The organism is Bradyrhizobium sp. 63_E2_N1_3, from assembly GCF_052076005.1.
In the GTDB taxonomy this organism is placed as follows: domain Bacteria; phylum Pseudomonadota; class Alphaproteobacteria; order Rhizobiales; family Xanthobacteraceae; genus Bradyrhizobium; species Bradyrhizobium barranii.
This window is the reverse complement of the sequence record NZ_CP197235.1, coordinates 6,611,198-6,636,632: the sequence shown is the minus strand read 5'-3', so window position 1 is coordinate 6,636,632 and position 25,435 is coordinate 6,611,198. Positions and strand designations below refer to the sequence as shown.

Annotated in this window: 25 protein-coding genes and 1 riboswitch; of the genes, 12 read left to right on the top strand and 13 right to left on the bottom strand. The window is 64.9% G+C overall.

The window, feature by feature from the left end:
* The 4 genes from folB to AB7531_RS31660 all read right to left on the bottom strand — a co-directional run bounded on the left by folB (position 1) and on the right by AB7531_RS31660 (position 2,252).
* Positions 1–369 (bottom strand): dihydroneopterin aldolase, encoded by a 369-nt coding sequence (folB, locus tag AB7531_RS31675; RefSeq protein ID WP_008553485.1) that lies wholly within the window; start codon positions 367–369, stop codon positions 1–3.
* Positions 366–1,226, bottom strand: a complete 861-nt coding sequence (folP, locus tag AB7531_RS31670) for a dihydropteroate synthase (protein WP_063984595.1) — start codon at positions 1,224–1,226, stop codon at positions 366–368. Before folP ends, folB begins: the two co-directional genes overlap by 4 nt.
* Before the next feature lie 228 nt (positions 1,227–1,454).
* Positions 1,455–1,862 carry a DUF4332 domain-containing protein gene (locus AB7531_RS31665; protein WP_071915663.1) on the bottom strand — a complete coding sequence of 136 codons (408 nt, stop codon included), beginning with the start codon at positions 1,860–1,862 and terminating at the stop codon, positions 1,455–1,457.
* Positions 1,863–1,886: 24 nt separating this feature from the next.
* Complete coding sequence (locus AB7531_RS31660) at positions 1,887–2,252, bottom strand: hypothetical protein (RefSeq protein ID WP_063984593.1); 366 nt, start codon at positions 2,250–2,252, stop codon at positions 1,887–1,889.
* Between the two features lie 348 nt (positions 2,253–2,600).
* Here AB7531_RS31660 and AB7531_RS31655 point away from each other — a divergent pair, with 348 nt between their 5' ends.
* From AB7531_RS31655 to AB7531_RS31645, 3 genes are all read left to right on the top strand, one after another.
* Positions 2,601–4,226, top strand: a complete 1,626-nt coding sequence (locus tag AB7531_RS31655) for a helicase HerA-like domain-containing protein (protein ID WP_063984592.1) — start codon at positions 2,601–2,603, stop codon at positions 4,224–4,226.
* 337 nt (positions 4,227–4,563) lie between these two features.
* Positions 4,564–5,847, top strand: coding sequence for a glycosyltransferase family 87 protein (locus tag AB7531_RS31650; RefSeq protein WP_187387766.1), 1,284 nt, complete (start codon positions 4,564–4,566; stop codon positions 5,845–5,847).
* 24 nt (positions 5,848–5,871) lie between these two features.
* Positions 5,872–7,266 (top strand): M20/M25/M40 family metallo-hydrolase, encoded by a 1,395-nt coding sequence (locus AB7531_RS31645; RefSeq protein WP_063984590.1) that lies wholly within the window; start codon positions 5,872–5,874, stop codon positions 7,264–7,266.
* A 303-nt stretch (positions 7,267–7,569) separates the two neighbouring features.
* On the opposite strand, the gene AB7531_RS31640 is transcribed toward AB7531_RS31645, so the two are convergent.
* Positions 7,570–8,349 carry a class II aldolase/adducin family protein gene (locus tag AB7531_RS31640; RefSeq protein WP_028153549.1) on the bottom strand — a complete coding sequence of 260 codons (780 nt, stop codon included), beginning with the start codon at positions 8,347–8,349 and terminating at the stop codon, positions 7,570–7,572.
* A gap of 188 nt (positions 8,350–8,537) precedes the next feature.
* A complete protein-coding gene (locus tag AB7531_RS31635; protein ID WP_063984589.1) occupies positions 8,538–10,187 on the bottom strand; it encodes a glycosyltransferase family 39 protein in 1,650 nt (549 codons plus the stop codon).
* Positions 10,188–10,499: 312 nt separating this feature from the next.
* Here AB7531_RS31635 and AB7531_RS31630 point away from each other — a divergent pair, with 312 nt between their 5' ends.
* Entirely contained in the window at positions 10,500–11,360 is an 861-nt protein-coding gene (locus AB7531_RS31630) for a hypothetical protein (RefSeq protein WP_063984588.1), read from the top strand.
* 158 nt (positions 11,361–11,518) lie between these two features.
* Positions 11,519–11,935, top strand: coding sequence for a MucR family transcriptional regulator (locus AB7531_RS31625; protein ID WP_063984587.1), 417 nt, complete (start codon positions 11,519–11,521; stop codon positions 11,933–11,935).
* Positions 11,936–11,940: 5 nt separating this feature from the next.
* On the opposite strand, the gene AB7531_RS31620 is transcribed toward AB7531_RS31625, so the two are convergent.
* The gene (locus AB7531_RS31620; RefSeq protein ID WP_028149946.1) at positions 11,941–12,369 is read right to left on the bottom strand and encodes a SufE family protein; all 429 of its coding nucleotides are present in this window, start codon (positions 12,367–12,369) and stop codon (positions 11,941–11,943) included.
* A 68-nt stretch (positions 12,370–12,437) separates the two neighbouring features.
* Positions 12,438–12,863, bottom strand: a complete 426-nt coding sequence (locus AB7531_RS31615; protein WP_063984586.1) for a DUF5330 domain-containing protein — start codon at positions 12,861–12,863, stop codon at positions 12,438–12,440.
* A gap of 409 nt (positions 12,864–13,272) precedes the next feature.
* Between AB7531_RS31615 and AB7531_RS31610 the strand changes: the two genes are divergently transcribed.
* From AB7531_RS31610 to AB7531_RS31600, 3 genes are read left to right on the top strand one after another with little or no spacing between them, the layout of a single operon-like run.
* Positions 13,273–15,144: a PAS domain-containing sensor histidine kinase gene (locus AB7531_RS31610; protein ID WP_283018546.1), complete on the top strand. Its 1,872-nt coding sequence runs from the start codon at positions 13,273–13,275 to the stop codon at positions 15,142–15,144.
* Positions 15,137–15,853 carry a peptidoglycan-binding domain-containing protein gene (locus AB7531_RS31605; protein ID WP_063984584.1) on the top strand — a complete coding sequence of 239 codons (717 nt, stop codon included), beginning with the start codon at positions 15,137–15,139 and terminating at the stop codon, positions 15,851–15,853. Before AB7531_RS31610 ends, AB7531_RS31605 begins: the two co-directional genes overlap by 8 nt.
* Positions 15,854–15,910: 57 nt before the next feature.
* Positions 15,911–16,255, top strand: a complete 345-nt coding sequence (locus tag AB7531_RS31600; RefSeq protein ID WP_063986550.1) for a DUF1491 family protein — start codon at positions 15,911–15,913, stop codon at positions 16,253–16,255.
* On the opposite strand, the gene AB7531_RS31595 is transcribed toward AB7531_RS31600, so the two are convergent.
* Complete coding sequence (locus AB7531_RS31595; protein WP_063984583.1) at positions 16,252–17,226, bottom strand: DUF2336 domain-containing protein; 975 nt, start codon at positions 17,224–17,226, stop codon at positions 16,252–16,254. The two genes, AB7531_RS31600 and AB7531_RS31595, sit on opposite strands and share 4 nt — an antisense overlap.
* 255 nt (positions 17,227–17,481) lie before the next feature.
* On the opposite strand from AB7531_RS31595, the gene AB7531_RS31590 reads away from it, so the two are divergent.
* Together AB7531_RS31590 and AB7531_RS31585 are read left to right on the top strand one after the other, a co-directional pair.
* Positions 17,482–17,670 carry a hypothetical protein gene (locus AB7531_RS31590; protein ID WP_014496746.1) on the top strand — a complete coding sequence of 63 codons (189 nt, stop codon included), beginning with the start codon at positions 17,482–17,484 and terminating at the stop codon, positions 17,668–17,670.
* Positions 17,671–17,685: 15 nt separating this feature from the next.
* The gene (locus AB7531_RS31585; RefSeq protein WP_063984582.1) at positions 17,686–18,447 is read left to right on the top strand and encodes a hypothetical protein; all 762 of its coding nucleotides are present in this window, start codon (positions 17,686–17,688) and stop codon (positions 18,445–18,447) included.
* Here the strand turns inward: AB7531_RS31585 and AB7531_RS31580 are convergent.
* Complete coding sequence (locus tag AB7531_RS31580) at positions 18,444–19,307, bottom strand: LysR family transcriptional regulator (RefSeq protein ID WP_063984581.1); 864 nt, start codon at positions 19,305–19,307, stop codon at positions 18,444–18,446. The genes AB7531_RS31585 and AB7531_RS31580 overlap by 4 nt on opposite strands.
* A gap of 93 nt (positions 19,308–19,400) precedes the next feature.
* Here AB7531_RS31580 and AB7531_RS31575 point away from each other — a divergent pair, with 93 nt between their 5' ends.
* The gene (locus tag AB7531_RS31575; RefSeq protein WP_063984580.1) at positions 19,401–20,228 is read left to right on the top strand and encodes an MBL fold metallo-hydrolase; all 828 of its coding nucleotides are present in this window, start codon (positions 19,401–19,403) and stop codon (positions 20,226–20,228) included.
* A 22-nt stretch (positions 20,229–20,250) separates the two neighbouring features.
* On the opposite strand, the gene AB7531_RS31570 is transcribed toward AB7531_RS31575, so the two are convergent.
* The 3 genes from AB7531_RS31570 to AB7531_RS31560 all read right to left on the bottom strand — a co-directional run bounded on the left by AB7531_RS31570 (position 20,251) and on the right by AB7531_RS31560 (position 24,382).
* Entirely contained in the window at positions 20,251–21,327 is a 1,077-nt protein-coding gene (locus AB7531_RS31570) for a Cj0069 family protein (protein WP_063984579.1), read from the bottom strand.
* A gap of 160 nt (positions 21,328–21,487) precedes the next feature.
* Positions 21,488–21,895, bottom strand: a complete 408-nt coding sequence (locus AB7531_RS31565) for a GFA family protein (protein ID WP_063984578.1) — start codon at positions 21,893–21,895, stop codon at positions 21,488–21,490.
* A gap of 138 nt (positions 21,896–22,033) precedes the next feature.
* Entirely contained in the window at positions 22,034–24,382 is a 2,349-nt protein-coding gene (locus tag AB7531_RS31560) for a TonB-dependent receptor (protein ID WP_231144429.1), read from the bottom strand.
* Positions 24,383–24,582: 200 nt separating this feature from the next.
* Positions 24,583–24,790, bottom strand: a riboswitch (cobalamin riboswitch).
* A 231-nt stretch (positions 24,791–25,021) separates the two neighbouring features.
* Between AB7531_RS31560 and AB7531_RS31555 the strand changes: the two genes are divergently transcribed.
* Entirely contained in the window at positions 25,022–25,387 is a 366-nt protein-coding gene (locus tag AB7531_RS31555) for a hypothetical protein (RefSeq protein ID WP_063984576.1), read from the top strand.
* Positions 25,388–25,435 lie beyond the last annotated feature (48 nt).

Here is a 25,435-nt window from a genome sequence, read left to right as displayed (position 1 = left end):
TCAAGGATGCCGCGAGCGCGTCAGCATGATGCCGACGTCGTCGAAGATCGCGGCGATCGGCGCATGCGGCTTGTGCACGGTGATCTTCACGGCGCGGATGCGCGGGAAGTGCGACAGGATGGCATCGGCGACCGCGCCGGCCGCCCGCTCCAGGAGCTTGTAGTTGGTGTTCTTGAACGCCGCCGTCGTGGTCGCCACGACTTCGGCATAGGACACCGTATCGGCGAGCCGGTCGCTGCGCGACGGCTCCGACAAATCGGTATAGAGCTCGAGATCGATGACGAAGCGCTGGCCGACTTCGGTCTCGTGATCCATCACGCCGTGGCGGGCGTGGATCGACAGGCCGGTGACGAAGATCGTATCGGTCATTGCTTGCTCTCGATTGCATTCGCGACCCGCAGGGCCTGCAAGGTCTCGGCGACGTCATGCGTGCGGATGATTTTGGCGCCGCGCTGTGCGGCGATCAGATGCGCAGCGATCGAGCCGGCGAGCCGTTCCTTCGGCTCCGAGGGCGACACCGAGGCGATGAAGCGTTTTCGCGAGGCACCAACGAGGATCGGCAGGCCGAACATGTCGAATTCGCGCAGCCGCGCCAGCGCGGTCATGCTCTGCTCGGCCGTCTTGCCGAAGCCGATGCCGGGATCGAGTACGATCTTGTCGCGCGCGATGCCGGCCTTGGCGGCGATATCGAGCGAGCGCAGGAAGAACGCTTTCATGTCCGTGACGATGTCGATGGCGGAATCGACGGCCTCGCGGTTGTGCATGACGATGACGGGGACGCCGCGCGCGGCGATGAGCTGTGCCATGCCGGTGTCGCGCTGCAGGCCCCAGACGTCGTTGGCGATCGCAGCGCCTTGGTCGAGCGCAAAGGCTACGACTTCAGCCTTCATGCTGTCGATCGACACGGGGACGCCCAGCGCCACCACGCCTGACAGCACCGGCTTCAGCCGGGCCAGCTCGTCCGCGGCCGTCACCGGCCGGGCGCCCGTGTAGGGCCGGGTGGACTCGGCGCCGATGTCGATGATGTCGACGCCGGCCTCGATCATCGCCCGCGCCCGCGCAAGCGCCAGCTCGGGCGCGATAAACTCGCCGCCGTCGGAGAAGGAATCCGGGGTGACGTTGAGCACGCCCATCACTGCCGGAATCGGCCGCTCCAGCAGCGTCCGCAGCACGTCGGGCCCGGCCGAGCCGGCCGGCGGGACGGATGGGGAGGGCGAGGCATTCATGCGGCCCGCTTTAGCGGTCGGGGAGGGGGGATTCAAGGTGGGAGGTGGCGAATGTCGATGTGTTCGCGGAGCATCGATCGCCTCCGCTGTCATTGCCCGCGAAAGCGGGCAATCCAGTATTCCGAGGCCGTGCGGTGATACGGAGGAGCCGCGGCGTACTGGATACCCCGCCTTCGCGGGTATGACACCGAGAGCTAACGCGGCAGGTCGTATGCCGAGGGAGATGCCCTAATACGTGATCTTCGGCGGCAGCTTCTTCGCCTTGGCGATGATGTCGCCGACCGATTTTTCCGAGGGCAGGATGCGGACGAGCTTCTTCTTCACGTTGGCTTCCCGCATGCTCTGGGCCAGCCGTGCCGGATTCCGATAAGCGAGCTCGCGCACGGTGGTGACGCCGGCGGCGCGGACGAGGCCGACCTTGGCCCGGCCCATCCCGGGAATGCGCATGTAGTCGGAGACGTTGGCCCATTCCAGCAACTGCTGCTCGCTGATGCCGGTCTTGGCGGCGAGCGCCTTGCGACCCTTCACGGTCGAGGCCGCCTCGAGCAGCGCGTCGGTCGTGCGGATTCCTTGCGCCTTCAATTTGTTGGCGGCAAAGGCTGGCAGGCCCTCAATCTCGGAGATCGGATATGTCATGATGCTCGATATGAAAAGCGTCGCTCAGGCGAACTGGCTGAGGCCCGGCGTCCCCGCGATGATCTTGCCCATCTGATCCGCTCCGATTTTGTCTCGGCCGTAGCGGAAAAGTTCACGGGCAACGTTCTGAATCTCGGACATGCCAAGTCCCAGGCCCATCAGGCGCGTGCCGACGGCCATCAGGCCGCCGCCCATCAGCCGCGACAGTCCGCCGCCGCTCCTGGACGCTTCTATCGCCGCTTCTGCACCGGGAATCTGATCGATCAGCGCTTCGACGTTCTCGGAAGGACCTTCGCTGCGGAGGAAGCCCAGGATAATGCCGACGGTCTTTTCAGCCACAGCACCATCTATGCTGGCGTTCGACGCCAGCCGCCCGATCAGCTCGTCCATAAGGCCCGCCCCTCAGCCGGTTTGCATGCCCGAGTATTGCTTCCGAAATGATCTTGATCCGGAGCGATGTGAAATACAAGCGATGAACGTACGCAAGGTTCCGATTCACTCTCGAAGGCGCGAAAAGTGTTGCAACGATGCAAGAGCGGAGATGGATTCAGCGAAAAATTGCCGCGGTGCGAACGCGTCATTCCTACTTTCGGCTGATGTCGGCGGTATGTTTCCGACAATGTCGCATGCTCGGGGCGCGTTGAACGGTTTTAATCCGCACGCGACATGCGTTAAACTACGGAGCAGGTGCATTCGAGTTTCAATAGGCGAAACACGGCAGAGAGATCAGAGAGAAGCATGACCGCACAGGACAGCAAGCTCGGCGACACCGACGACAAGATCTTCGTCGGCAAGGGAGACGAGCAGGCATGGCTGACGCTGGCGCTTGCCAATCGACACGGCCTCGTCACGGGTGCAACCGGGACCGGTAAGACGGTATCGCTGCAAGTCATGGCGGAAGGATTTGCGCGCGCCGGCGTTCCGGTCTTCGCATCCGACATCAAGGGCGACCTCTCCGGCATCTCCGAGGTCGGCGAGGCCAAGGATTTCATTGTCAAGCGTGCCACCGAGATGGGGCTGACGTTCCAGCCCGACCAGTTCTCGACGGTGTTCTGGGACGTGTTCGGCGAACAGGGCCATCCGGTGCGGGCGACCGTCACGGAGATGGGGCCGCTTCTGCTCGCGCGCATGCTCGACCTGAACGACGTGCAGGAAGGAGTGCTCAACGTCGCCTTCCGCGTCGCCGACGACAACGGGCTGACCCTCATCGACATGAAGGATCTGCGCGCGCTGCTCGATGCCATCGTGCCGGATGCCGGCAAGAAGGGGGCGGACGCCGAGGAAAGCCCGCTTGCCGACATCAAGAAGGAGGCCCAGGGTTTTGGCAACGTCACCAAGGCCACCGTCGGCACCATCCAGCGCCAGCTTCTGGTGCTCGAGAACCAGGGCGGCACCAAATTCTTCGGTGAGCCGGCGCTGACGCTGAAGGACTTCATGAAGACCGACCGCGACGGCCGCGGCATGGTCAACATCCTTGTTGCCGACAAGCTGCTGCAGAGTCCACGGCTTTACGCGACATTCCTGCTGTGGATGCTGTCAGAATTGTTCGAAGAGCTGCCCGAGGCCGGCGACCTGCCGAAGCCGAAGCTGGTGTTCTTCTTCGACGAGGCACATCTGTTGTTCAACGATGCGCCGAAGGCGTTGATGGACAAGATCGAGCAGGTGGTGCGTTTGATCCGGTCCAAGGGCGTCGGCGTCTATTTCGTGACGCAAAACCCCGTCGACGTGCCCGACCGCGTGCTCGGGCAATTGGGCAACCGTGTGCAGCATGCGCTGCGTGCCTTCACCCCGCGCGACCAGAAAGCGGTCGCCGCAGCGGCCCAGACCTTCCGGCCCAACCCGAAGCTCGACACCGCCAAGGTGATCATGGAGCTCGGCAAGGGCGAGGCGCTGGTGTCCTTCCTCGAAGGCAACGGCACGCCGACGATGGTCGAGCGTGTCATGATCCGGCCGCCATCGGCCCGCATCGGATCGATCACGCCGGAAGAGCGCAAGGCGATCATGGATGCGAGCCCGGTGAAGGGCAAATACGACACCGCTGTCGATGCCGAATCTGCCTACGAGATGATCCAGAAGCGGATTGCCGGCACGGCTGCGACTGCCGATGCCGGTGCGGCCGACGGAGGTGGCGGCGGCATTCTCGGCCAGATCGGCTCGATGGTCGGCACCATCTTCGGCACCAACGTCAAGCGCGGCCGCCTGTCGGCGGGCCAGGTCATTGCGCGCGACGTGACGCGATCGGTCACCAACCAGGTGATCGGGGGGATGGCGGCCAATCTCGGCAAATCGGTCGCCGGCCAGCTCGGTGGCTCGATCGGCCGCACCCTGGTGCGAGGCGCGCTCGGCGGGCTGCTGCGTCGTTAGGCAGAGAAGCCAGGTTTGAGGCACCAAGCCTCCACAGCGTCATGGCCGGGCTTGTCCCGGCCATCCACGCCTTACTTGCAGCTCTAAGAACCTGGATGCCCGGGCCTTCGCCTCGCCGAAGCGGCTTCGGCCGCGCAGGCGGGACAATCCCGGGCATGACGAGATCTCGCGAGTGTTTAGATGCGATTGCCCCGCACGCCGGGCGAGGCCGAACACCATAAATTCAGGTGAGGGGGGTTCTCCAAGCGTCCGTCGGTCTGCTACGTGCTATTTGTTGCCGACGGGACATAATGTGACATCACCGAATCTATCAGACAAACTTGGCCCGCACAGAGCCTTGTCGCTACGTGCGCCGCTCGATCTGCTCTTCCTGATCTGCTGCGTCCTCCTGACCGCCGACGTGCTCGTTCCCGAGATATTCGGCCACGGCAAGACCAAGGATTATGGGCTGTGGTACTGGGCCGGACAGCAGGTGCTGCACGGCGGGTCGCTCTATCCCGACGAGATCGGCGAGTATTTCGAATTCATCTATCCACCGCTGCCGGCGATCCTGCTGGCGATCCCGAGCTGGTTCGGCAAGATCCCGCTCTATGTCGTGCTGTCGATCCTGAACGTGGTGGCATGGTGGTACACGGGCAACTTCTCCAATGCCATGACGGGATCGGGCCGCAGGCCCGGCCCGTGGCTCGAAGCGCTGCCGGCCATCGTCACCGTGACCTTCGTGTTCGACATGTTCGACCTCGGCCAGCCGAACCTCGTGCTGCTGGCGATGATGCTGTGGGGCTTCTGGTCGTTGCAGCATCAGCGCTCCTGGCTCGCAGGCTTCCTGTTCGCGCTCGCCACCGCCATCAAGGTGTTTCCGATCGCGGTGCTGCCCTATCTGATCTGGCGCAGGAAGTGGGCGGCCACCGTCGCGACGGTCGCTTTCACCGGCATCCTTCTCTATGTCGTGCCTGCACCGATCCGCGGCTTCGAGCGCAACGCGGCCGAGCTCAAGACCTGGTATCAGGGCATGGTCGGCACGAGCTCGGAAAAGGGCTTTGGCCAGCGCGACGAGCAGAACTGGTCGTGGGTCAACCAGTCGCTGATTGCCGTCACGCATCGCCTGGTCCGCCCGATCAACTACAATCAGGAAGATCCCAGCAAGCCACCGCGCACGATGAATGTCATCGACGTCGACTACAAGACGGCGAACTTGATCGTGCTGGCGTTATCGGCGTTGCTCGGGCTCGGCTTCCTCGCGGTGATGCCGTCGCAAGCGCGGCGAACGGCGCGCTCGGATGCGGAGGAGCTCGGCATCCTGTTCTGCCTGATGACGGTGGCATCGCCGCTGGCGCGGCAATACTACTTCATGTGGCTGTTCTTCCCGATGACGGTGCTGATGCATCGCGCCGCCTTCGACGCGCGACCGAACGTGCGGCTGGGAACCTGGCTCGCGCTGGGCGCCGCCGGCATCCTCATGCTGCTGTCGCTGCCGTGGTTTCCCAATGTCATCCAGGCCTGGGGCAATAACCTTGTCGCGACCGCCATTCTTGCGGGTAGCCTCGCATGGCACATCCGGCATCCGCCGGTTGCGGCTGGCTCCGAGGCTGCGGCAGCGCTAAAACCCGGTACCTCTTGAGACTCAAAAGTCAGGAATACGACCATGGCCAATGCGCAGCTTCAATCGGTGCTCGATCACATCGACAAGGATTTTGACAACAGCCTGGAGCGTCTGTTCTCGCTGTTGCGGATCAAGTCGATCTCTGCGGATCCGGCTTTTGCCGCCGACTGCAAGGCCGCGGCCGAGCATCTCGCCAAGGACATCGCGAGCCTCGGTGTCGCCACTGAAGTGCGCCCGACCGCCGGCCATCCCGCCATCGTCGGCAAGACCGGGGCCGGCGGACGGCCGCATGTGATTTTCTACGGCCATTACGACGTGCAGCCGGTCGATCCGCTCGATCTCTGGCACCGTCCGCCGTTCGAGCCTGCCGTGACCGACCACGCCGACGGCCGCAAGATCATCGTCGCGCGCGGCGCCGAGGACGACAAGGGCCAGGTCATGACCTTCGTCGAGGCCTGCCGCGCCTGGAAGAAAGTGACCGGCTCGCTGCCGATCGACATCACCTTCCTGATCGAAGGCGAGGAGGAGGTCGGCTCCAAGAATTTCGTGCCGTTCATCGAGGCCAACAAGGACGAGTTCAAAGCGGACTACGTGCTGGTCTGCGACACCGGCATGTGGGACCGCAACACGCCCGCGATCACGACGTCGCTTCGCGGTCTGCTCTATGAAGAGCTGAAGATCACCGCCGCCAATCGCGATTTGCATTCCGGCGTGTTCGGCGGCAGCGCCATGAACCCGATCCGGGTGCTGACGAAAATCCTGGGCGGCCTGTTCGACGACGACAACCGCATCACCATCCCCGGCTTCTATGACGGCGTGAAGGATCTGCCGCCCGATATCCTGGAGCAGTGGAAGAAGCTGAACCTCACGCCGGAGATGTTCCTCAAGCCGATCGGTCTGTCGATCCCCGCCGGCGAGAAGGGCCGGCTGCTGATCGAGCAGGCCTCGTCGCGTCCGACCTGCGACGTCAACGGCATCTGGGGCGGCTATATCGGCGAAGGCTCCAAGACGGTGATCCCGTCGCACGCCTCGGCCAAGGTCTCGTTCCGCCTGGTCGAGGGGCAGGACCCCCAGAAGATCCGCAAGGCTTTTCGCGACTACGTGGCGGCGCGGCTTCCGGGCGACTGCAAGGTCGAGTTCGGCGATCATTCCGCCGCGCCCGCGGTGGCGCTCGACTGGAACATGAAACCGCTCGCCGCCGCCAGCAAGGCGCTGACCGAGGAGTGGGGCAAGGAGACCGTGCTGATGGGTTCGGGCGCCTCGATCCCGATCGTCGCCGATTTCAAGCGGACGCTTGGGCTCGACTCGCTGCTGGTCGGCTTCGGATTGGACGACGACAACATCCATTCGCCGAACGAGAAATACGACCTGCGGAGTTTCCAGAAGGGCATCCGCTCCTGGGCGCGGATCCTCGCTGCGCTCGCGGACGTGACATAGGCGCGGTGCCGTAGGGTGGGCAAAGGCGCAAAGCGCCGTGCCCACCATCTCTCCGCGATCGCCTTCGCTCTTCGAGCTACGGCGGACGAGTCGCTTTGCCCACCCTACGAAGACTCTCTCCTCGTCATTGCGAGCGTAGCGAAGCAACCCAGAATCCCTCCACGGGCACAGTCTGGATTGCTTCGTCGCTTCGCTCCTCGCAATGACGGCGCAAATAAAAACGCCGCCCGGAATTGGGCGGCGTTTCATTCCAAAAGGCGTAGAGGTTCATTGAACGCTACCCTACACCAAATCCGCAAAATCTCAAGACCGGTAGCCCGGAAGCTCGCGGTCGAGCTTGCGCAGCAGCGGCGGCCAGACCAGGTTGGTGGCGCGCAGCTCGGCGCGGTCGCGGTTGGCGAGCAGCTCGGTGTTCTTCTCGATCGCAATCTCCTCAACCGGGTAGACCGGCGTGCCCAGAGCGCGCGTGCGCACCTGCATCGAGCAGGCGCGCTCGAGATGGTACATGCGCTCGAACGCGGAGGCGACCGACCGGCCGACCGTCAGCGTGCCGTGGTTACGCAGCAGCATGTGGTTGTGGTCGCCGAGGTCCTTCTGCAGCCGCGGCCGCTCGTCGTGATCGAGCGCGATGCCCTCGTAGTCGTGATAGGCGAGGTCGTGGGTGACGAGCTGGGCGGTCTGGTTCAGCGGCAGCAGCCCTTCCGCGCTGCTCGACACCGCGGTGCCGTCGAGCGTGTGGAGATGCAGCACGCAGATTGCGTCCTCGCGCACCTCGTGGATCGCCGAATGGATGGTGAACCCGGCCGGGTTGATGCTGTACTCGCTCTCGGAGAGCTGGTTGCCGTGCAGGTCGACCTTGACGAGGCTCGATGCCGTGATCTCGTCGAACATCAGTCCGTAGGGGTTGATGAGGAAATGATGGTCGGGGCCGGGCACGCGGGCGGAGATGTGGGTGTCGACCAGATCGTCCCAGCCGTACAGCGAGACGAGGCGGTAGCAGGCGGCGAGATTGACCCGTTGCTGCCACTCCGCCTCCGTCATGTTCGACGGCACTTCCTTCAGGCGCGCTTCCGCTGGCGACATGGCTTATCTCTCCGAACATCGTTGTTGCGGGGAGGGAGCGTAGTCGCGGGTGAGGCTGGCGGCAAGGCGGTCAAATCGCAGCAGCCACGCGTAGCCCGCATGGAGCCAACGGGTCGGCGCGAAGCGCCGCCCGATGACAGGCTCCGCGAAATGGGGGGCGCCTTCCCGAAAGCTCCCGGAGAAAATTATTACGGCGCCGGGATCGACAGCAGGCTGGAAATGCTACGGCCGCGGATGTCGTAGACGCGGGCGAACACCACGTCGTCGCGCTTGATCTCGACCATCACGGGCGCAGTGAGGCCCTTGCAGTAGAACTCGCCGAGCGTCATCGCGAAATCGGCCGCGTTGGAATCCCAGCCGATGGTGAAGTCGGGCCCGAGCGCGACCTGGGCCGGGCGCTGCGGACCGCACACCGCGACCTTCCATTTGCGGTTGCCCGGCGCCACTTCCTGCCGCTCGACGATCTGCTCGCGCAATTCGTCCGAGGCCTGCTTCAGCGCAAGGCCCCAATAGTCCAGCATGAAGCGGTCGTCGGCGCCGCGCACGGTGCCGGCGATGTGGTTGAAGTGCGTGTATTGATAGGGATGCAGCCGGATCATCTCGGCCAGCGACAGCGCGAGGCCGAAGCAGAAGGTCGCGAGCACGACGGGCTGCCAGGTGCGGTGGTTGGTGCGCAGGCGCTCCATGGCCCAGGCAAAGGCGACGCCGCCGAGCACCGCCATCGGCGGGATCACGAAGACGAAATGGCGGATGCCGTTGTACAGCGCCGGCCGCTTTACCATCGCGATCGCGAGCGGCAGGGTCGCCGCCAGCGTCAGCATCAAGAGGATGGTCTTGCGGCGCGCCGGAACCTCGCGGCGCGGCAGCATCGCGAAGGTGCTAACCACGGCGCCGCCCATCAGCACCAGCATCACCTCGGGAAGCTGCAGCGCGAACAGCGTCGGCAGATAGGACCAGGGCATGTCGGGCACGGACACGATCGCGCCGTCGAACATCTCCTTCCAGGGCTTCTCGAAGAAGTGCGAGAAATAGGTCAGGGCCTCGAAGGGATTGCCGGGCTCCATGATCGACCACGGCCAGATCAGGCCCATCACGAGATAGCCGAACACGAGGCCGGGCAGCAGCACGTAGACGACATGGGCGAAGCGGCGGGCTGCTTCGCGGGCGCCTTCGGTGCGCAGCTCCTCCAGGAACAGCGGCATGAAGCCGATCATGGCGTAGACCAGTGCGAGGCCGCCGAGGACGCGGCAGCCGAGCGAGAGGCCGGCACCCAGGCCGACGATCAGGATTGTGCGCGGCGACGGCTGCGGATATTCCTCGGCGAGACGGACGAGGCCCAGCATCAGGATGATCATGGCCACCGCGAAGGGCGCATCCTTCGGGTTCATGAACATGTGGCCGTAGAAGATCGGGCAGAGCGCGAGCAGCAGGAGCGCGGCAAGACCGGCAAGGGGCCCGCCGATGCGGCGGCCGAGCCGCCACGTCACCGCAAGCCCGATCACGCCGACCATGGCGCCGAGCATGCGTCGCGTCTCGAACAGCTCGAGCGGAATGACCTTGTGCAGGAGAGCCGCGACCATGTCGAAGCCGCCGCCATACATGTAGAGATTCGCGAAAGAGAGCGCCGCGGTGTCCCTGAAGCCGGAACCGAACATGCGCAGCAGCAGGTCGGCATATTCAGCGTGGGTGTAATCGTCCCAGCCGAGCCCGTAGTCGCGGAAGGTCAAGCCTGCAATGACGGCGACCGCAGCCAGCACCAGCATGGCGAGATCGTCGCAAGTCCGTTCAACCGAGCGCCGCAGAGGCGTGTCGATCGCCGAAGTCGTGATGGATGTCATGGCTATTGGTGACCCGGAATCCCCTCTTGGCCCTGCTGGTGCCCGCGGGCCACTTCCCCGGAATCCCTATAGCGCAGTTCCATTACCAAGTAATTGGGCATTATGGCTAAAATCCTGATGCGACGCAGCAAATCCAGACAGTTGAGAGCAGGTTAGAAGTAGCGGGTGGTAGCTGAAGGGAATGTGAATAAGTCCCTGATATCCTTCCCTTTAGGAACGCAGGCTCTAATTCGCCGTTGGCGTGGAACACCGTATGACGGTATCGTGGCGTAACGGGTGTCGCGCACGGCTGCGCGACCAGGGGTGAGTTCGATGAGCTTGGCATTGTTGATTGTGGGGATTTTCGCCGTCCTGGCGGGCCTCCTTACGATCCTGTTCGGCTTCACCGTTAGGGAGGCCAGCCTCGGTAGCACCCTCATAATCTCCGGCACCATTGGCGTCTGCTCCGGAATGTTACTGGCCGGCCTTTACGTCGTGGTCGTGGAACTGAAGGGCATCGCCCGCCGGCTGGCCGGATCGGCCGCGCCGGCCGAGGTTCGGGTCAGGCCCGTGCTGCCGGGCCTCGCGGTGCCTGGCGCGCCAGTGTCCGAGCCGTTCCCGGCACCGGCGACGAAAACCGAGCCACCACCGGCCGCGGGTCTGCCGCCGTGGCAGAGCGAGGCCGCCGCGCGCGAGCGGCCGCGCGCCGAACCGCCGCCGGAGCCGGAAGCTCCGACACCGCCTGCGGCTCCGGAAGCGCCGCGCCGCCGCAACCTGTTGTTCGCATCGTCCTCCCGCAAGGAGCGCGAGCGCGCGGAGGCGAAGGCGACAGAGAGCTTGCCGCCGCAGCCTCATGACGAGCCCACGGAACCGGCCGGCCCGGAGAGTCAGCCGGCGAGCTTCGACGATGCCTGGCCGAGGCCGGACCGTATGCGGCCACCGGAACCGCCGGCCGCCGGGCGTCGCCCGCCGCCGCGCTCCCCGTCGATCTTTACCGAGCCCGGCCCGCCGCCGCCTCCCCCCGAACCGACGCCGGTCGAGCAGGCGCCCGTGACCGTGCTCAAATCGGGTATCGTCGACGGCATGGCCTATTCGCTCTATTCCGATGGCTCGATCGAAGCGCAGATGCCGGAAGGCATGATGCGCTTCGCCTCGATCGACGAACTGCGCGCCCATCTCGACCAGCGGTCCTGAGGCCGCCGCGTCCAAGTAGAGCGCCATCGTTCTTGTCACTTCGTCAGTAATCAGCTCATATTCGTCAGTCGTCTTATTTCGGCCGAATGTATTGTTGACACGGAATACTTAGGCGTCGTCTCTCCGGCGAGACGCAAGGTCAGGGAAAGGTCGGGCCCATGTCGGATAACGGGGCTAAGAATTTCATCGAGCTGACGGCGAGCATCGTGTCCGCCTATGTCGGCAACAACCCGACGCCGGCGGCCGATATCCCGAACCTGATCAGCCAGGTGCATGGCGCCTTGGTGCGCGTCTCGTCAGGCCGCACCGAGACCGCGCCGCTCGAGCCGGCCAAGCCGGCGGTGTCGCTGAAGAAGTCGATCGCGCCGGACTATCTGGTCTGTCTGGAAGACGGCAAGCGCTTCAAGTCGCTGAAGCGCCATCTGCGCACCCAGTACAACATGACGCCGGAGCAATATCGCGAGAAATGGGGCCTGCCGGCCGACTATCCCATGGTCGCGCCGAACTACGCGGTGGCGCGCTCGCAACTGGCAAAGCAGATGGGACTGGGACAGCAGCAGCGGAAGCGGAAGTAACCGCTTCAGGTGGCTTCCGCGAGCGCCTCTTTCGCGTCGGTCTTGATGCGCTCGACCATCGAGCGCAGGCCGTTGGAGCGCTGCGGCGTCAGATGATCGCGAAAGCCGAATTCGTTGAACACCGCGATCGCGTCGGTCGCAAGGATCTGCTGTGGCGTGCGGCCGGAGTAAAGCGAGAGCACGATCGCGACCAGCCCGCGCACGATGTGGGCGTCACTGTCGCCGCGATATTTCAGGATCGGGGCGCCGCCATCGCGATCGACCAGCTTCTGGAGCCAGACCTGGCTGACGCAGCCATTCACCTTGTTCTCGGCCGAATGCTCGGATTCGGGCATCGGTTCCAGGGTGCGGCCGAGCTCGATGACGTACCGGTAGCGGTCGTCCCACTCGTCCAGGAGCTCGAAATTGTCCCTGATTTCGTCGATCGTCGTCATGCTGGCCCAATGTTCCCGTTCAGGCCAATATAAGGATGCGAGGAGGCGAAATCGATAGGGTTTGGCCGCTAATTCGCCGGCGCCGCCGCAGGGCCGCGCCATTCCAGCGCGAGGTCGTCCTGGCTCAGGGTGTCGCGCGGCGCCTCGCCCGAGGCGGCATCGCCTTCGCCGGCCAGCGCGATCGAGCCGGTATGATCGGGCGCCTTCTTGTCGGTCTTCTCGAGCTGTTCTTTCTTGTCGTTGATGATCTGGTAGATCTTCTTCGCGCCGTCCTGTGCGCGCTGGCCGATGATGGTCGCGGCCTGGCCGCCGACCTCGCAGGCCGCCGGCTGGCGCTTGCAGAACTGGGTCACGTCGGAGACGGCCGCGGTCGCAGCCTGCACCGCATCGGCGGCGCCGATCTGCGGCAGCTTCTCCGATTCGGGCGTCTTGTCCCGCGGCAGGAGCACCAGCACCAGCCCGAGCCAGAATGTGATGCGGAGCAGAAAGCGCATCTTATCGACCTGTATGTTAGATCCCGCCGCGGCGATGCCCGCGAGGCGCCGGACCTAGCAACTCTCGATAAATCGCAAGTGATTGCCTTCCGCTTAATTCGCGGAAAATCTACGCAAGAATCTTCCCGAACCGCCACGTCGTAAATTTTCGATTGACGCCGGAGCCCCGTGATTCCGGTGGCGCCGCTTGTCCACCAATTCGAAACCATGCGGGGACTGGTGAAACCCTGTGTTCACCATCCCCGATGATGACGTGGTCAAATCGCCTAAAAATCTCCGCGATGACACAGTGTCCGGCGGCGGGCCGCATTGCCTTAGCACTCGTTTAAGGTCGCTCTGACACGGTGGCTCAACGATAAGGAGGCGTTCCGGCGCGTCTTCTCGACGAGTGGGCCGAAGCGCGAGACCCGTGACAGTTTTGAGTATCATCCGCGATTGTCTCGATGCACTGCTGCATCCCTCCGCGCGTTACGACGCGCTGACGCGAGCGCGCCATCGCGCCTTCATGGCGCCGCGGCTGCTCGGCAGCCTGGCCGCGTTTGCCGCATTCCCGGTCTATCTCGCCACGCGCGGCGTGCCGAGCGCGATCGAGGTCGCCGCCTTCGCGTGGCTGATCGCCCCCATTCTCCTGTCATGGTTCCTGTCGCGCACCGGCCGCTATGAAGGCGCCCATGTGCTGTCGTCGCTGGCGCTCGCCGGCCTGATCATGGCGGTTGCCGGCACCACCGGCGGCATCGAATCATTCGCTGCGATCTGGCTGGTCGTGGTTCCCCTGGAAGCCGCGTTGTCGGCCTCGCGCCGCGTCGCGGCCTTTGCCTCCCTGCTTGCGCTGTCCTGCGCCGGCGTCCTGATCTTTGCCGGCCAGCTCGGCTGGCTTCCGGCTGGAGACGCCAGCGCCGCACAACGCGGCGTGCTGATGGCGTTCGGCGTCGCCTCGGCGACGCTCTATGCCGCGGGCCTCGCCTTCGGTGCGGAATCGCTCGCGCGCACCAGCGTTGCACTGCTGTTGCGCGAGGAAGAGCGCTATCGGCTGCTGGCGCGCAACATGAGCGACGTCATCTCGCGGCATCGGCGCAACGGCGCGGTGCAGTTCATCTCGCCGGCGGTGGAAGCCATGCTCGGCATGCCCGTCGCGCAGCTGCTCGGCCACGGCCTGTTCGACCGCGTCCATGTCGCCGATCGTCCGGCCTATCTCACCGCGCTCTCCGATGCCGCGCGCGGCGACGTGCGCAGCGTCGAGTTCCGGCTGCGGCGGGAGCCGGCCGGATCGGAGCGTGGCCAGGTCGATTTCATCTGGGTCGAGATGCGCTGCCGGCCGCTCGACCAGGATATCGGCCGCCAGGATATTGACGGCGATGCCACGCGCGAGGCGGAAGTCGTCGGCGTGATGCGCGACGTCACCGATCGCAAGCTCGCGGAGCAGGCGCTCGATCAGGCGCGCAGCGCCGCGGAAGCGGCCGATGCTGCCAAGACCCGCTTCCTCGCCACCATGAGCCACGAGCTGCGCACGCCGCTCAACGCCATCATCGGTTTCTCCGAGATGATCGCGCAGGAGCAGACCCTGATGCTGGGTGCGGCCCAACGCAAGGAATATGCCCAGCTCATCAACGATTCCGGCCAGCATCTGCTGTCGGTCGTCAACGGCATCCTCGACATGTCGAAGATGGAATCGGGCAATTTCGAGATTGCGTCGGAACCGTTCACGCCGCGCGCCTCTCTGATGCATTGCTGCAATCTGCTGGCGCTGAAGGCGCGGGAGAACGGCATCGACCTCATCACCGATGCGCCGCAGGACCTGCCTGTCATGACCGGCGATCCGCGCGCCTTCAAGCAGATCGTGCTCAATCTCGTCGCCAACGCCATCAAGTTCACCGAGCGCGGCGGTCAGGTCGCCGTATCGGCCGCGGTGTCCGGATCGCAGCTCGCGCTGCGCATCAGCGACACCGGTGTCGGCATTGCGGCCGATGATCTCAAGCGCATCGGTGCGCCGTTCTTCCAGGCCGGGAAGACCTATCAGCGCCGTCACGAAGGCACGGGTCTCGGGCTTTCGATCGTGAAGAGTCTGGTGGCGTTGCATCTCGGCGAATTGACTGTACAAAGCAGGCTCGGCGAGGGCACCTCCGTCACCGTCAGATTGCCGCTCGTCTACACGCCGCCGCAGGCCAAGACGTCCGATAGAATGGCGGCCGAGAGCAAGATCGCGACGCTGACGCCGGTGCCGCGCCAGGAGCTTCAGGACCAATCTCACGACCAACCAGCTCTGGTGAAGAAAAGTGCCTAAGAAGTCTGCCAAGGACGAAGCCGCTCCGCGCCGCCGTGGCGCCAAGGCCGCGGTCATCGATGTCGAGACCGAGCGCAATCTTGCGATGCGCATCCTGCTGCACAGTCCCAAGGACACGCTGGCCGGTCTCGTCGCCGTCGCCGCAGTCAGCGCGATCGTTGCCAACGCGCTGTTCCTTCAGACCGGCCGGCATCCGGCGCCGATGTTCGGCACCGTGATCAATCTTCCCGCGCCGTCGTCCGTGCCGCTGTCGAACCCCTTGCCGCGTCCGCGCCCCGTCGGCGCGGATACCTCGCCGCTGGAGCCGAGAGCGACGGAATTCCGCGCCGAGCCCAAGCCTGTCGAGCGCGCCGCCGAGAAGGCCCCCGAGAAGCCGGTCGAGGCGACGGCATCGACGCCGCGCGCGGGCGATCCGATGACCAATCTGGTCAAGCAAACGACGTCGGCGCCGCCGCAATCCGTCGCCATCGCGCGTCCGCCGGCGCCGATTCCCGTCGCGCAGAGTCCGGCCGCGCGGCGTATCGCCGGCGTGCAGCGCGCGCTATCCGAATACGGCTATGGCAATTTGAAGATCACGGGCACGATGGGCGCAGAGACGCAGTCCGCGATCCAGAAATTCGAGCGCGAGCACAAGATGCAGGTGACGGGTCAGGTCTCCGACCGCCTGCTGCGCGAGCTCGGAGCCGCGATCGGCCACCCCGTCGAATAAGCGTCATTGTTGTGCGAAGGCTGGTGCTGATTGCAGCACTGGCCTATCGTGCTCTTCATGCGTTTGAAATCAAACATTTGGGTTTCCGCCTACCTGCGCCGGTGCCAGACCGAAGGCGTGTTCGGGGCGGTGCGTCGTCGCGGTGCCGAGGAGGCGGGCGCGGTATTCGTGAAGGTGTCGCTGCTCGACGGCAACGCGATGCTGTACGTACCGGCGCCGCAGACCGTCTATGACGACGGCCGGCCGGTCGATCGCTTCTTCGTGCCACTTGCCGCGCAGCCGATGCCTGAGCCAGCGGTCGAGGAGCGCCTCACCAAGGAAATCCGCTTCGATCCGGACGCCTGGATCGTCGAGACCGAGGACCGCAAAGGTCGTCACTTCCTCGAATTGGCGAAGACCTAGCGGTCCGATCCGTCGGTGCCCGTCCGCACCGCAGGCGCCGAGCCCGGCTGCACGCCCGGCCGGGTCTGGCTGGCGCCCGCACGCGGGCGTTGGCGTTCGCTGTCATGCAGCGACGACTGGTATTTTGCGCGCGTGACTGCGAGCGTCGAGCCGCGCCAGGCCGCCAGCATCACCAGCGCGGAGCGGTCGCTGAGCCGGTCGTAGAGCCGCGACAACCGGTACACCGCATCGACCGACGTGCCGATCTCCGGCTTGAAGAACAGGAGGATGCGCTGGAAGTTCGGGCTCGGCATGTCGAGCGCGCGCGCGGCGATTGCGAGCGCTTCGCCACCGGCATCGTCGACGATCTGGGCTGCGACGCGCGAGGGCAGGATCAGGCTGTCGCCGAGCTCGTAGGTGAAATTCTCGACATCGTTGGCGATTGCCGCCATCTCCAGGATCTGGAGCGCGCGCTTGGCACGCACGGTCGGAATCCGCGGCGCGGCCTTCAGCGGGGTTTGCGCCAGATTGTGCAGGACCAGCGCGCGCTGGGTCGCATCGGCGCGGAAGAACATGTCGTGGATCTCGGCCGCTTCCTTCGGCTGCATCGCCATGTTGGCGGCCATGCGCAACTCGGCGTCGGTCGGCGTGCGAGCTGGCGAAGCCGCCTGCGGGGAGCTGCGAATTTCGCGCGCGAGCGGAACCCTGCGGCCTTCCTGGGTCGCAACCAGCCCGAGTTTCTGCAGGACCGGGACGGGCGTCTGCGGATAGATCGCAAGCTTCGCCTTGACGGCCGCGCGCGTCGCATCGTCGACCTGGTCGATCAGCCGCGTCGCAAGCTCGATGAACTGGCGCTGCTCGTCGTCGCTGTGGGTGGGCGCCTGGACATAGAGGTCCGTCAGCACGCGCAGCAGCGTCGGGCGAACATCAACGCCTTCGCGACGGGAGAGGCTCATCAGCCCGTCGAATCCGGGAAACAGCGACTTGGTCATGGAGAGATACGCGACCTGGAAAAGATACTCGTCCGCGAGCCTAACGCAGGTTCCTTTAAAGGCTCGTTAAGGAAAACGAGGCGTGAAGTCGACCCCATCATTTCAGGTGTTGTCGTCCCGCAACGGGACGCGGGAGGCCGCCCGTGAAGTTACGGTCCGGAAGGCGCGTTTACACCCCGTTAACCATGAACTGATCTTAATGAACGCACGTTGCACCAGCGCGCTCGGTCGCGCGGCAATTGATAGAGAGCTGATATGGGGACCATTATCGAATTTCCGGCCGGTCGCCGGGCAGGCTCGTCGGGGGATGCCACGCCGCGTACGGAAACGGGAACGATTCTGATCCTCCCCGTGATCCGCATCGAGCGCCAGACGGAAGAAACCAGCGGCGATCGCGGGCCGGAGCAGGGCACAGCGCCGGGGCGCCGTCGTCGTCGCCGCTAGCATCCGGCTTTTGCAATGCCGGATGCCATCCGCCAGATCCGGCCTGTCGTAACGGCCGTCCTGCTCGCACTCGTCGGTGCGACGCTCGGCGCGTGCAGCGGCGGCGATTTCGGCCGCACCCGCGCTGACATGCGCAGCGACGACATGCATCGCTGGCTCGGGGCCGAGGCCACCGGCAGCGTCGGCCTGAAGTCGTCCCAATTCCAGCTCACCGACGCGGAGCGCCAGCTTCGCGATCTCGCCTATCCCATGATCGAGCCGCCGCTGTCGCGGCCCGCCTGGAAGAGCGTATTCGGCGACTACAGGGCGCTGCCGTCGCCCTGGCAGCAGAAGGTCGTGTTCGACCGCACCATGTATGGGCGCACGCTGATCGACGAGCCGCATCGCTCGCATTCATCGCGCTATGCGCAGCTGATCGAGGACGTGCGCAACGACATCACCCGTTTCGAGCCGTTCTTCGGCTCCGCGATCCGCGTCATCGATCTCGACAGGAAGCGCGATGCGACCATGGCGCGCGTCTCCGAGCTCTCGCCAAGGGAGAGGGACGATGCGGTCGCGCGCATGCAGGAGAACTCGCTGATCATCCAGTGGGTGCAGCTGTGCCTCGAGCAGCGCGTCTCGTCCTATCGCTGGGCGCTGGAGCGTCTGGTGATCCAGGCGCCCGACGGCATGGCCGCCGATGCCGACCGCCTGATCGGCGAACTCGCAGCCCAGACCGCCAATCCGCCGGTCGCGGCGCAGCCGCCTTACGGGCGCGCCGTGGTCACGAAGGGCTAGGACTTCCTGCGCTTGTTACGCCGTGGGCCGGTCCGATCCGGCTTTCGCCGCTGCCTCTGGAGCTTCCCGACAAACTCCTTCAGCGCATCCGCCAGCGGCTCTGACGCGCGGTAGGCGAGGCCGACCTCGCGTTTGACCCTGACCTCGATCTCGCGCACCGCGACATCAGGGTTGCCGCGCGCCACGCCTTCCGGGACGATGGCAATGCCGACGCCGGCCGCGACCAGCGCCATCGCCCAATCCTCCGATTGCGCGATCGCCGCGGTCTGCCTTCGTTGTGAGCTCCGACCGAAGAATTCGCTTTGCTCGCAATGGCAGCGGTCGATCAGAGGGACGCCGGCGAGATCGGCGGTCCGCAGCTTCTCCTTCAGCGTCAGCGGATGCGAGGGCGGAAGTGCGGCGACATAGCGCTCGCTCCACAGCGCGACGAAATGCTCGTCGGCGCGGAGCATGCTCTTCGAGATGATGCGCGCATCGGCGCGCTCGTCGCTGCCGACGAGGCGGAGCGCGATGTCGGTGCGCGCCGTCAGCGGCTTCAGCAGCGCGATCGTTCGGGGTATGTCGAGCGTGCGCATCAGTCCCAGCGTGACGGTGGTCTTCGTATTCGGCTTCCTGAACAGGCTGCGTGCGGCGTCCGCCTCGTCGATGATGCGGCGGGCCAGCGCATGAAACTGCTCGGCTGAGGCGGTCGGCGCGACGCCCTTCTTGTGCCGGATGAACAGGGTGGTGCCGAGCTCGGCCTCCAGATGGGTGATCGCGGTCGAGATCGACGGCTGCGACACGAAGCAAGCCCGCGCCGCCGCGGTCAGATTGCGCTCGCGGTACACGGCTGCGAAGTAGCGAAGCTCGCGGATGTCCATAGGATATGCCTAGAGATAGTATCAATATTCAATATTTTACCTATAGATCGCCCGGTGGCAAGAACGCCCTGCTCACAACAGCAGGAACGCGCCATGAAGATCCAGCACCTCAACACCGGCACGATGTGCCCCATGGGCCGCCGCCTTGTGAACGGCACGGGCGGCCTGTTCCAGCGCGCCCGCCTGGTCTGCCATTGCCTGCTGGTCGAGACGAGGGACGGACTCGCTCTGGTCGACACCGGCATCGGTCTCGGCGATATCGCAACGCCCGATCGGCTCGGGGGCCGATGGCTGCGCCAGACCGCGCCGAGGCTGGATCCGGCGGAGACGGCGGTCGAGCAGGTGAAGGCGCTCGGCTACTCGCCCAGCGATGTGCGCCACGTGCTGCTGACGCATCTCGACCGCGACCACGCCGGCGGCGTGCCGGACTTTCCCCATGCCGCGATCCACGTCCACCGCGCCGAATACGACATGGCGGTGCTGCGCAAGCCCGCGCCGCCCGAAGGGCGTTATGTCACGGGGCAGTGGAGCCATGGGCCGGGCTGGACATTCTATGGCGAGGCCGGCGAGGACTGGTTCGGCTTCAAGGGCGTGCGCGCGCTCGGCGACAAGGAAGCCGACATCCTGATGATCCCGCTCGCCGGCCACACACTCGGCCATTGCGGCATCGCGGTGCGATCAGGCGAGAAATGGCTGCTGCATGCCGGCGACAGCTATTTCCACCACGGCCAGCTCGACGCGTCGCCGCACGTGCCGCTCATGCTCGGCTATTTCCAGCGCCGCGGCGACATGGATCGCAAGATGCGGATCGCCAACCAGGCGCGGCTGCGCGCGCTGAAGCTGAACCACGGCGACCGCGTGAGCATCGTCAACAGCCACGATCCCGTCGCCTATGAAAGCTGCCGCTGCGCTGCGCATTAGGGTGTCGAAGCCGGGCCGCCGGTTATGCGCCCGAACGCACTGCTTGAGTCCGGAGCAAGCGGTGCTTCACCGTTCGGGCGATTGCCGCCGGCGCGTCGTCGGGAATCGCAAAGCATGAGCTCGCGTTGATTTCGCACAGGACGTAGGTGTCGGTACCGGCGGCGTCGCGGGGCCCGTACAGGAAGTCGGCGTCCCAGATCACCGGCAGCGACGGTTCGTCGATGCCGAGCGTGTCCATCAGCTGCGGCGTCCATTCGTCCTCCATCGATCTTCGGAGCGCCTGGAATTGCGGAGCATCGGGTCCGTGCATGATCCGTGGGCCCGGCTGCGCCTCAGGTGCGTCGGGGCCTTCCGGCGGCGGGATCAGCGCCTTGATCAATTGATGCCCGAAGCCCACGACCTCAGCGCCGCTCATGTAGCAGCGGATCATGCCGTCGGGCAGGCGGGGTTGGAACGCCTGGTCGATGATGCAGCCGCCCCATCCGAAATACGGTTCGCAGCGGGCGAGCAAGGCATCGAGCGGCATGTCCTCGGGTAGACTGCCGCGTTGGGCATGCAGCACGCGAACCATGGCGTCCGCGTTGGGCAGGGCCTCCACCTTCCACACCCCTTGGCCACCATTGCCGCGATTTTGCTTGAGCACGCGCGGACCGTTCGCCTGAAGGCGCGAAGGAAATTCGGCGCGGAAGCTTGCGGCGGTGTCATAGCGATGCGTGTCGGCTCCCCAGCCGAGATGACGCGTTCGGTAGAGCACGTCCTTGACGCCCATCTTCAGGATCACGTCGGGATGTGCGCTCACCCATGGCCCTTGCGCCGCAACGTCGCGAAGCAGCGGGTCGAGGGCCTCGCGCGTCTTGCCCTGATGGATCGGATCGACCCAGACGAGCACGCCATCGACGGCGAGCAGTTGATCGCGGACGGCGTCGGCGAAGATCTCGTCGTAGATCACCGGCCGGGCTTCGATGCCGACCGCGGCGAGTGCTTCGAAAACGCGGACGAAGCGGCTGTTTTGTGCCGTCGTGTCCCGGCGCGCGGCAGCGTCGCCGCGGGAGAGGATGGCAACGGTAGGGCGGAGAGGAGGGTGGCGTTCGGTATCCATGCGCAAGCTCCACGAATGGCGTGCTGCGCAGAGCTTGGACCGAGGTCTCACGGGGAGTCTGCTTCGTCCCCACGCCGATCAATCTACGTGAGATCGTCCGGCCGTTGCAAGATGGTGTTTGTGCGGTTCCATCCAGACGGCGAACGCTTCGCGCGCGCCGCTACGGTGGCGGAGGATAGCGGTCGAATGTCGGCAGTTCGTGCGCGCGCTCCATCCATCGAAGGCGCTCTGCGACCTGGATGTGCATCGTCGCCGGTACGGCATCGGGATCGTCGTAGGTCGCGCTCTGGACGTCGATGACCCCGGGTAACATGTCGGCATTGACATAAAACAGGCCGGTTCCGCAGTCGCCGCAAAAGTGCCGCCAGGCATGTTCCGAGGAGTGATACACCTTGGGCTCGCCCTTGGTCACCTTGACGGCATCGTCCGCGTACATCGTCCAGCCGACGACGGGAGCGCCCGCGTGAAGCCTGCAATCGCGGCAGTGACACAGCGCGTGCACGATCGCTTCGCCCTCGACCTGATAGCGGATTGCGCCACAGTGACAACCGCCGGTGATGGTGCTCATGCGTTCCTCCCGATGGAAGCGAGGTTTCGTTGATCGATAGCTCTCGAGACCCGCGGCTTCAACGGCGCAATCGATTTGCGATTGCGTCCTACTGTCGCGTGACACCTCCCGCCACGGCGCGGACGAGGTGATCCGCGACTACCACTTGAACGAAGCCGCGACCTCGTAGCTGCGCGGCGCGCCCAGGATGATCTGGTCGGTGTAACCCGGATCGCCCCAGGCCGCGTAGAGCTTGTTGGTCAGGTTCCTCACGCGAAAGCTGATCCGGGTCTGGTCGACGCCCGGGAAATAGGCTTTTGGAATATCGACGAACGCGTATGCGTCGAAGATCGTGTAGGCGTCCATCGTGACCAGATTGTCCTGGAAGTTGAAGCGGTCGCCGACGTGACGGACGAGGCCGCCGATCTCCACCGGCAGCTTCGTGTCGAAGCGATAGGAGGCGCCGGCGTTGGCGATGAAGTTGGGAACGTTGGGCGGCGTCTTGCCCGAATAGGACTGGAAGTCGCCATTGCCGTCGACATAGGTGAAGTCGATGAAGCGCGACTGCACGAAGGCGACGTTGCCCCATAGTTTCAGGCCCGCGACCGGATTGACCGCGGCGGCAATCTCGACGCCCTTGGAGGCCATCTTGCCGGCGACGTTGAAGAGGATGCCGCTTTCGGGGACGTAGACGTTCTTGCGCTCGATGTCGAAGGCCGAGAGCGTGGCCTCCGCGCGCTTGTCGGCCGACAGCAGCTTCACGCCGGTCTCGTAGGTTCGCGACGTCGTGAGCAGCAGCGGCGTCGTGGGCCTGAGGATGAAGATGTTCGCGACCGTCGGGTCCGCCGCCGTCGCGTACTGGCCGTAAAGCATCACGCCGGGCGCGATGTCCCAGGTGTAGCCGATGCGTCCGGTGACCGGATTGAACGTCTTCGAGAAAGGATAGCTGGCTTTCAGGAGGCCAGTCTCGTCGAAGCGGGTCCGCGACAGCTCGATATTCTCAAAACGGATGCCGCCGATCAGCGCGAAGGTCGAGGTCAGCTTGAGCCGGTCCTCGAACGACAGCGAGGTGGTGTCGAGATGGGTGTAGATCTTCTCGTCGCTGCGCGGGCCGTAGAGGCCGCGGTCCGGATTGAGGAGATCGACGTAGTCATTGAAGAACAACGTGTCCTGCGAGACGTTGAACTGGTTGCTGCTCGCCGCCACGGTGGCGACGAAGCGATTGTCCATTCCGGCGACGTTGGAATTGACGGTGAGGTCGGTGATGTTGCCGTAGAGCCGCTGCGCGTGATCGAGCGCCAGGCGCTCGCGGTAGATGCTCTGCGCGCCTGCGAAATTGCCTACGGTCTGGTCGAACGACGAGATCTCGTTGTTGAACCAGTGCCGGTGGGCGTCATAGCCGTAGACTTGGCTTTTCAGCGAGATGTTGTTGGTGATGTCCCATTGAAAGCCGCTGCGCAGCCAGAGCTCGTTGGCGCCGCTGTGATTGTCGAGCACGTTGTAGTTCGTGGTCAGCGTGCGCGCGTCGATGGTGACCGGGACCGGCGTGCCGCCGCCGAGGTAATAGTTGCTCCAGACGCCGGACACGATGCCGTACGTCGGCACGATGCCCGGCGCGTTCGCCGGCACCAGCGGCGTCCCCCAGTAGAAGCGGTCGTTGTCCTGCCTGTATTCGGTTGCGCCCCAGATCTTCAGGTTCTCGTTGACGCGATAGTTCAGCTGGCCCGAGACGTTGCTGAGCTTCGAATAGGTGTCGTCGATAAAGCCCTTGTTGTTGAAATGGCTGATATCGAAGCGGTAGTCGAGGCCGTTGATCAGCGTGCTGCCGCCCGATCCGTAACCGGCGCGATAGCCGTTGAAGGAATCGTAGGAGGTGAAGGCGTCGTTGACGATTGGTCCGGTGTGCGGCGCCTTGTTCACGTAGTTGATGGCGCCGCCGGTCGCACCGAGGCCCGCCACCAGCGAGTCCGGTCCCTTGATGATCTCGACCTGCTGGAGGCCAGCCACGTCCATGGGACGGCCGGTCATGGTCGACGGCCCGATCGGGATGCCGTTGTAGAGCGTGGAGATCTGGTCGCCGGAAAAGCCACGCATCGAGAAGATGGCGGGCGCGCCGGGCGCATCGCCGCCGGTGACGCCGACTGCAGCCTTGGCGACGTCGGTCGTGGTCCGGATGCCCAGGTCCTGCATCGTCCGCTGACTGATGACCTCGACGGTCGCCGGCATCTCGCGCGCCGTGATGCCGAGCCGGGAGCCGACATCGGTGACGGCTGCCGTGTTGAGCGGCGTCTGCACCGGGCCGCTCGGAGCTTGCGTGGCCGGAACGGCGACAGCAGGGGCGCCACGATTGCGTCCCGCGGCGCGCCGGGCGGCGCGCTGCTTCTGAGTGCCGGGGCTGACGGCAGGAGCCTGTCGCGGCGCAGGCGGCGACACGATCACCGGGCCGACCTCCCGGGAGCGGTTGTCCTGCGCCGCGCTTTGCGCGAGCGCCGCGGACGACAAGGACACCGACGAGAGCAGAGTAATCAGGAAAGCACGCGATAACGCTGGCCTTGCGCCAGCACGGAAATGAAAATGTTGCACAACAACGCTCTGCGGCGACGCAAACAAACCGTCACCGCGGTTGCCTTAGTCATCCACCTTCGCCCCAGGCGGCGGATGCACCGGCTACTTGTCCGACATCAGGGCACCCCGCCCAATGCGTTCGCGCGTGACCATGGCTGGCAGCAGGTTTCCTGGCTCGCGGGTCATCGCCTTCGACCACCTTCCCAGAGGCCCAAGCGGGGCTCCAGTGGTTTGTTTGGTCGTCGACTATCCGCCTACAGTTGCGGGGGCAGCCGCGGAATTGCCCACTGAGGTGGACGCACCGCATTCCCTTGAAGAGTCCTTGCGGACACTACCGATCACGAAACTGGCATCAGGGGATGAGCGCGTCAACATCCGCGCGGGCTGCTGGACGGGCTGGTCGGTCGATGGTGGCCTTGTGTTGCTGTTTTGCACGATAGTCCGAAGGACCGCGTCGAAACGTCCAACCCGGCCTCCGGACCAGCCTGGGTAACGAACGCTTGACCACGATCAATGACTGCCTTTGGTGCCCGAATATGCTACTGAGGCCGAGTTCCGGCCTGACAAAGTAAGTCGATATTGATGCAGTTCGTCCGTACCATCCTGGCAGTCGCCATCGCCATATCCTTGGCGATGCTGCCGGTTGGCGCGTCCGCGGCGAACCTCGCAATGTCGTCGGATGGCATGCAGACGGCCATGCACATGAGCGGCGACGCCGACATGTCGATGGACGATTGTTGTCCCGACATGAAGGGAACAGGCTCCCATAGCGGCGGCTACAAGTGCGGGATGGGCTTCTGCTGCGTCGGTGGGATCATCGCGCTCGGTGATGTCAGGCCCGTGGCGTTCGAGCGTCTCGCCGTCATGGCCAGCACGTTGGCTATTCCCCCGGATCAGGTCGTTTCCTTCCGCGGCGGCAGTCCTCCTTTCCGACCTCCTCGAATCTGATCTCGCAAAGCCCGAGACGCGAGCGGCATGCCTGCTCGCGACGACGAC